6 protein-coding genes are annotated in these 5,087 nt (G+C 54.2%); all 6 read right to left on the bottom strand.

The features are described 5' to 3' along the window. Positions 1–18: 18 nt before the first annotated feature. On the bottom strand, positions 19–240 hold the full coding sequence (locus tag FBQ85_26270) for a hypothetical protein (protein MDL1878638.1): 222 nt from the start codon (positions 238–240) through the stop codon (positions 19–21). 108 nt (positions 241–348) lie between these two features. After that, positions 349–1,674 carry an SLC13 family permease gene (locus FBQ85_26275; protein ID MDL1878639.1) on the bottom strand — a complete coding sequence of 442 codons (1,326 nt, stop codon included), beginning with the start codon at positions 1,672–1,674 and terminating at the stop codon, positions 349–351. Between the two features lie 120 nt (positions 1,675–1,794). Continuing rightward, a complete protein-coding gene (locus FBQ85_26280; protein MDL1878640.1) occupies positions 1,795–2,064 on the bottom strand; it encodes an HNH endonuclease in 270 nt (89 codons plus the stop codon). A gap of 96 nt (positions 2,065–2,160) precedes the next feature. Then, a complete protein-coding gene (locus FBQ85_26285) occupies positions 2,161–2,574 on the bottom strand; it encodes a hypothetical protein (protein MDL1878641.1) in 414 nt (137 codons plus the stop codon). Positions 2,575–2,977: 403 nt separating this feature from the next. After that, entirely contained in the window at positions 2,978–4,570 is a 1,593-nt protein-coding gene (locus tag FBQ85_26290) for a sodium:calcium symporter (protein ID MDL1878642.1), read from the bottom strand. 141 nt (positions 4,571–4,711) lie between these two features. Beyond that, positions 4,712–5,087, bottom strand: a 376-nt coding sequence (locus FBQ85_26295) for a TonB family protein (GenBank protein ID MDL1878643.1), incomplete at its 5' end; no start/stop codon positions are given.

Consider the following 5,087-nt stretch of genomic DNA (forward strand, 5'->3'; position numbering starts at 1 on the left):
GAACGGGTCGATGTAATATTACGTCGAGCGCTCGATCACGGCTTTGAGATAAAGCTCCGCGCCGAAGCGTTTTTCTAGCGAGCGGCGATCGCGGCGCGTACGCCACCAGGGCAGGAATTTGGTAAAAAAGACGACGACGATTGCCGTCAAAGTGCCGATAATGCCGACAATGCCGCCGATGAATTTCACCAATTCGACGGGGTCAGACAGAAATGAGGAAACGGAAGTGGAATCGGGCATACACCCTCCGAAAAGAAGAAAATAACAACCCTCCGGCAACCAGCTCTCGCACCATCAAAAAGAGAAAGAAAAGCGCCCGGGCGGTAATCTGAATCGTTACGCTTTACTTTAAAACACGCCGCCAATTTTTAAAAACGCCTCCGCGCCCGCAAACATAATCGTCGAAAAGCTGTCCTGCAAGCCGTAATACCACGGAATCACATACTCCAGAAAGCCCGCCATCCACAGCGCACTGATCACATTCAACATAAAACCGGAGGTTGCCATGGTAGCAAGCGAGAGGTTCTTCACACCGCCGTAGAGCAGCGCATTCACCGGTGTGCCGAGCGGCAGCATGAAAGCATTGGTGGAGGCCAATCCGATTGCCATCATCGCGACCAACGGGTTTAAGTCCAGGCTGAGCGCCAGGCCGTGGATGAGCGGGAAGAGAACCACGGCTACGGCCGTGTTGCTCAGCGCTTCGGTGGACATGGTGGTGATTAGACATAACGAAAAATAGAACGCAAACGGCGGCAGGCCCTGCGGAATCAGTTGCACCAGATGGCTGCCCAACCATTCCGGCACGTCGAGGTAAATCAGCAACCCGCTGATGGCAAGGATGATCGCCACGAACACAAAAGCGCGGACCGGCAATTCATTAAAGCAATCTGAAAAGCGCAACAACGGTTGCCGCTGCTGGTTGGGCGCGCGAAAAATTGGCGCAAAGAGCAAAGCCGCGTAGCAAAGGCCGAACAGCGCGGCGAGCTTGTCCCACAGATTCCAGCCGATTTCAAAATTGAAAAGAGTAATGCTCCAACCGCCCACGGGCGCGGCGATCTGCAAAATCGAATGCAAGGCCCAAAATCCAAACCAAATCCCGATGGCGCGCCAGGCCCGACGCACACGCTCAGGCTGTTCCCGGCTGGTGTGAAACTCGGGAATATCGATGCCCTCCTCGCGTTGCCGTTTCGGCACAAAAAGATAAACGACCAGAGCCCAGGCAATGCCGGCCATGATCAGAACCAGGGGCAGGCTCCAGCCAAACCAGGAAAGAAAATTTATTTTTTCGCGGTTTTCGACTTTAAATAATTCCAGCGCGCCGAGCATGAGGGCGTTGGCCGGGCTGCCGACAAGCGAGCCCATGCCGCCGATGTTGCAACCGTACATCACGGTGCAGACCATCATGGTGGTTAAGCGGCGCGCGACTTTCGGTTCGTGATGTTGCGTAAAACTTTTGGCCAGCGTGTTGAGCACCGGCAGCAGAGTCAGCGCCGCGATAAAATTCGGCGTAAACATCGACACAAACGCGGAGGCCAGCAGCACGTACAGTAAAAATTGCTTAAACGAGTCGCTGCGAATCTGGAAAATCCGCGCGAAAAACAATTCCACCAGGCGATAGCGCACGCTCAAACGGGAAATGAGAAAACCGGTGGCAAAGAGGAAAATGTAGGACATGGGGCTTGCTCTCGGTGAAGAACGAATTTGGGGTAAGCTTCGGAAAGTGAGTGTTTTTATGCAGCCGGCGGGTGTTCGTTTAGTTTGACCCAAAATTCGCGAGCGCGTATTGCATAAGGATTATTGAGATGCAACGCCAAAGCGGTAGCCCGGCCGCAAGGCAAGCCCGACAACTCTTGTGCCGTCTTGTGTCCAACGGAAATGGTCAAACCATTTTTGAGCATTTGGATTATAAAGAGGCACGATCAGCCTGGACAGAGGATCTCGGGTATGCGTCTGAGTGCTTTTGGCGCGATTGCAGGAAGAACAGGCGAGGCATAAATTTTCATCCCGGCTTACCCCACCCGCAATCCGTGGAATGATATGATCGATTTGCAGGCGAACGCCCATCAGCGCTTCGCGGCCATGGCAATAGCAACAACGATATTTCGAGCGCTTTGCGATACGCGCACGCAAATTTTTCCCGATTTTGAGCGAGCTTATTTTTTATCCCCTTCTCTTGGACGGCGGCGGCTTGTGGCCTTTATCCTTGAGCAGTGCCAGCGCTTTGGCTTTTTTTAGCATCAAAAGATTGGCTTCGAGATGTATCGCATCCAATCTCACGGCTTCTTTCGAGGTCAAAGTACCGTCGCTATTTTTCTGCAAAAGCTCGTCTAATTTGCGTTGTTTGATGCCGGCCAATTTATGGCCGGCGATTTTTCGTAACTGCGCAGCACTGAGCTTGTCAAGTTGCGCTAAATCTCTTTCGAAATCCGGCGGGATGATGTCGAGCCAGAGCGGCAATCCACGCTGCACGGTTTGCACGACAATATCATCCACCGGCTTTTTTAAAACCTTTGCTTGTTGTTGCAAGCGTTGATAAACCGTTTTGGGAAAATGAACGGTCACCATTGTCGACATCGTTTGACCTCATAGATTAAGGGCTCGTAAATAAACTTTACGATTTTTGTAGTCCCAGCCCCTTGTGGGCTGCTGTCGAAGCCGATAAACTCCATATTCCGACAGCGCCCCACAAGGGGGCGGGACTACAAAGGTGCAAATTTTATTTTTTAACGGACCCTAACTGAAAATGGCCCGGAGAAATGCCCTTGGGTTGCCGGAAATATAATAATCCCCGGCAAGAACGCCAAGAAGATTATGCGGCAGCAAGTGTAACCGCGTCCTCAACACATTCTATTGGAGCCGTCTAATCCATTTTTTGCGGCGTTTTCAGCACCTTGATAAAAAACCGAATGGTGATGAATCCGATGATCGTCCAGGCGGTCAGCATGGTAATCAAACCGGCAGTTGACATATAAACTCCTTATGAACGTTGCGCGCGGCGTTGCCAGGCGTTGCGCACGGCCAACGCGATGCCGGCGAAAACCACGAGCAACAGCGTGCGCGTCATATCGACGATGAAAACTTGCGTGGGCTTGCCGTCTTTGAACCAACTGGTGTCTTCGAAGCCGACATGCAACAGTTTACCGAGCAGGCTGCCGGCATCGAGCGGCCAGCCTTCTCCGCTGAAGAGTTTGCCAAAAGCGCCGGCCCAATCGCCGCCTGCCGGGCTGACCAGCGAGCCGACAAACACCAGCGTGATGAAGGCCGGGGTGATGTATTTGATCACGAATTTGAAGAACAACGGAATCTTGATGTCAGCGCCGCGATTCAGCTCCGCCCAGCCTTTGTCGATGCCAAAGACCCAGGCAAACGCGATGATCTCGAACATCGCAAAAATGACGAGGGAATAACTGCCGACCCAGTCGTCATACTCGCCGAACGCGCCATAACCAAAAAAGAAAATCGTGGGCAGCGCCAGCAAAAACGTGATAACGCCAAACACAAAAGCGGATTTCTGGCGCGTCATCTTGTATTCATCCTGCATGAAAGCGATCACTGGCTGGCCCATGGCCAACGAGCTGGTGATGCCGGCAAAAAACAGCAAGCCGAACCAAGCCAGGCCTGAGAGCGCGGCAAAGAACGGCCCCCAATTCTGAAAGAGATTGGGCATGGTTCGAAATGCCATGGTCAAGCCGACATTGCCGGGCGTTTGAATCCATTCCAGGCTGAAGTAGGCCACGGCGATCGGAATCACGATCGAGCCGCCGAGCAACACTTCGACGAATTCATTCATCCAGCCGGCAGAGGCGGCGTTGAGCGCGATGTCTTCCTTTTCGCGCACATACGCGGCATAGCAATGAATCGACCCCATGCCGACCGAGAGCGTGAAAAAGATCTGGCCGGCGGCTTCAATCCAGACTTTGGGATTCCAAATCGATTCGTATTGCGGCGTCCACAAATAGTTGAGGCCGACCGTGGCATCATTCACCGCGCCGTGCTCGCCGGCATCGAGCGTGAGCGCACGAATCGCCAGAAACGCGCCAAAGAGCAGCAGCAGCGGCATGCCGATCTTGGCCGCGATTTCCACGCCTTTGCTCAAGCCGCGCGAGAGAATCCAAATGTTCAAAGTTAATGTGATGACAAAAAAAAGTACCGCCGGACCGGAAAAATTGAAGACCGGATTGCCGGTGGTGCCGACATAATCATTGAAGAAAGCTGAGACTTGCTCCGGTTGCATCCCGGAAAATGCGCCGGTAATCGAATACCAGACGTAACCCAGCGTCCACGACTCGAGGTAGCAATAATAAGCCGCGACCAGCAAATTGGTGAAAATGCCGAACACGCCAACATACTTCCACCATTTGCCGCCGCCGAGCGCATCCATCATGCCGGGCGCGCTATGATGCCCGTATTTGCCGCCGTGCCGCCCGATGGCCCATTCAACCCACAGCAACGGGATGCCCAACAGCAGGAACGAAACCAAATAGGGGATGATGAATGCGCCGCCGCCGTTAGCCACGGCGCGCGCTGGAAAGCGCAGGAAATTGCCGAGACCAACGGCATTTCCCGCCATCGCCAGCACAAGCCCGACGCGCGATCCCCAATGCTCTTTGTGACTCACGCTTTTCCTCCCTCGAGTTAATTAATGGGGTGTTGGACAAACAAATGAGACCGCAGGTGAAACGTCAAATTTCTTATTCGCGATCAAACAGCTTTATTTATTGAGCGAAAACCGATAAGGCCGCACGATCCAGGCGGTATCCGGGCCGGCGGCGGTTTGCGCTGGGCGGTAGCGGCTGCGAAATGCGGCATTGATGGCCGCCTGCGCACAAGCCTCATTTTGCGTGGCATTGTTGAGCACGATAACCTGCACCACTTTGCCGGTTTCATCCACCTTGACGCGCAACTCGACCACGCCTTGCGCCCTGGCTTTGCGCGCGGCCGGGGGATACTCCGGAAAGCTTTCGACAATGGGGCGCGGCGGACTGAGCACCATGCGGCTCAACCCAACGCCACTTCCGGGGCCTGTGCCCCAACCGGTGCCGCCCGAACCCCAGGAACTTCCCGGCAAGCCGGTACCCTCTCCGCCG

This window comes from Cytophagia bacterium CHB2, assembly GCA_030263535.1.
Lineage (GTDB): Bacteria > Zhuqueibacterota > Zhuqueibacteria > Zhuqueibacterales > Zhuqueibacteraceae > Coneutiohabitans.

Coding starts and splice junctions, on each gene's coding strand:
- FBQ85_26275 (MDL1878639.1), bottom strand. CDS start 1,674: ATGTCCTACATTTTCCTCTTTGCCACCGGTTTTCTCATTTCCCGTTTG.
- FBQ85_26290 (MDL1878642.1), bottom strand. CDS start 4,570: ATGGCGGGAAATGCCGTTGGTCTCGGCAATTTCCTGCGCTTTCCAGCG.
- FBQ85_26280 (MDL1878640.1), bottom strand. CDS start 2,064: ATGGGCGTTCGCCTGCAAATCGATCATATCATTCCACGGATTGCGGGT.
- FBQ85_26270 (MDL1878638.1), bottom strand. CDS start 240: ATGCCCGATTCCACTTCCGTTTCCTCATTTCTGTCTGACCCCGTCGAA.
- FBQ85_26285 (MDL1878641.1), bottom strand. CDS start 2,574: ATGTCGACAATGGTGACCGTTCATTTTCCCAAAACGGTTTATCAACGC.